Origin of the sequence: uncultured Chitinophaga sp., from assembly GCF_937874145.1 — a bacterium.
Classification (GTDB): Bacteria; Bacteroidota; Bacteroidia; order Chitinophagales; family Chitinophagaceae; genus Chitinophaga.
In genome coordinates this window covers 1-2137 of the sequence record NZ_CALNBI010000201.1, presented here as the reverse complement: position 1 = coordinate 2137, position 2137 = coordinate 1, and the positions used below count along the sequence as shown (strand labels likewise).

Genomic DNA, 2137 nt, shown 5'->3' with positions numbered 1-2137 from the left:
GCATGCGCGTGCTCCTGGCCAAACTCATCCTGCAGCAGCCCGTCGTGCTCATGCTCGACGAACCGACGAACCACCTCGACCTTCCCTCCATCGAATGGCTGGAAAGATACCTCAGCAACTACGACGGCGCCGTGATCATCGTATCGCACGACCGTTACTTCCTCGACCGCATGGTCAACAAGATCGTGGAACTGTACCAGCAGGAACTGCACCACTACGCCGGCAACTACGAGGATTATGAAGAGGAGAAATCACTCCGCCGCGAATTGCAGCAGCGCGCCTTCGAAAACCAGCAGGATTACATCCGCCAGCAGGAACGCTTTATCGAACGCTTCAAGGCCAAGGCTTCCAAAGCCGCGCAGGCACAATCGATCATGAAACGCCTCGACCGCCTGGAGCGCGTGGAGCAGGTTGATAATGGCCCTTCGAAGATCCGGATGAACTTCAGTGTCGACAAAATCCCGGGCAAGATACTTTGTACGCTGAATGGCGTATCGAAGTCGTACGGCCCGATTAAAATATTAGAGAACGCCCGCGCGGAGATCAACCGGGGCGACAAGATCGCCCTCATCGGTGCGAACGGTAAAGGGAAATCCACCCTGCTCCGCGTGATTGATGGTTCTGACAGCTACGAAGGCGACCGCCAGCCGGGACACAACGTGGTGACGAGCTTCTACGCCCAGCACCAGCTGGAATCGCTGCATCTCGACAACGAGATCCTGGAGGAACTGAAGAGCTGCGCCAGCGGGAACACCGAAATGGAGCTCCGCGGTTTGCTCGGGGCCTTCCTGTTCCAGGGCGACGATGTTTTCAAGAAGATCCGCATCCTTTCCGGCGGTGAGAAAGCGCGCGTGGCGCTGGCGAAGGTGATCATCAGCAAGGCCAACTTCCTGCTGCTCGACGAACCGACGAACCACCTGGATATGAACTCGGTGGACATGCTGATTGACGCTTTGGGTAAATATGAAGGCAGCCTCGTGCTGGTGAGCCACGACCGTTATTTTGTGAGCCGCACGGCCAACAAGATCTGGGAGATCGTGGACGGAGAGATCAAGGAGTTCGACGGCACCTACACCGAGTGGGAAGAATGGAAGAAGCGCATGGCCGCCAATGCGCAGCCGGCGAAAGCAGAGAAAGAAAAGAAGGCTGCCCCCGCTCCCGTTCAGCAACAAAAAGCCCCGGTCGATAATACCCTGAAGAAGGAATTACAGAAGCAACAGCGCCAGGTGCAAAACCTGGAAAAGCAGCTTGGCGACCTGAAAGCCAAAGTGCAGCAGCTGGAAGCCGACATGGCGAACCCGGACATCTATGCCGACAAGAACAAGTTCAAATCCGTGGAGGCGAGCTATAAAACGGCATCCGCCGAACTGGCGAAATCCATGGCGGAATATGAGTCGGCGTTTGAAAAAGTAATGGAACTGGAAGAGAAGATGCAGGGATAGAAGAAGATCGAATGCAAATCGTTGTCCCCCGGCGAAATCCGGGGGGATTTTTTTTGCCCTGCTATGACGTGACGGTGCACTTCATGTAGCAAATCCCGCAGATGGTGTAAAAAGCAATTCGGGGGGAATGCTTACATTTATATTGAACCGGGTATGGATATCCTGAAGACAATCACGCGCCTGCGGTTGCATCATGTTTTATTTTGGGCCGCCTTCTTTGTGGTGTGGATCACATTGCGGATCGACGATTACCCCGACCTCATGCCCACGGTGCTGGCAGGCTTGCTGAAGGTGGTGTCTCTCGCGGGAGCTGTGTATTTTACCAATTACGTGTTGATCCCGAAGTTCCTGTATAAGAAGCGCTATTGGGCGTTTGCCTTAAGTTTTACGGCGCTGGTGGGGGTAACGGGGTTTGTGGTCATTAAGATATTGCACTGGATCCTCCTGCCCTATGCTTCCACGATTACGCATTGGCCCAACGCGACCTTGAACAGCCAGTTGTACGACGTGTATATTCCCTTGTTTTTCATGGTGGGCGCGGCGGCGGGGATCAAGTTTTACATCGACCAGATCCGGACGCTGCATCATTTGCAGAGCGCCCTGCGCGCGGGGGCCGAAACAGAGCTCCAGTTCCTCCGTTCCCAGATCAACCCGCATTCGCTCTTCAATTCCCTCAACACCATTTACTTCCTGAT

General features: G+C 54.7%; 2 protein-coding genes. Both read left to right on the top strand.

The genetic code is table 11. The annotated features are described in order from the left end of the window. Positions 1 to 1442: ABC-F family ATP-binding cassette domain-containing protein (locus Q0510_RS09405; protein WP_298710355.1), on the top strand; the 1442-nt coding region annotated here is incomplete at its 5' end. Positions 1443 to 1595: 153 nt separating this feature from the next. Beyond that, a partial coding sequence (locus tag Q0510_RS09400) for a histidine kinase (protein WP_298710353.1) occupies positions 1596 to 2137 on the top strand: 542 nt, incomplete at its 3' end.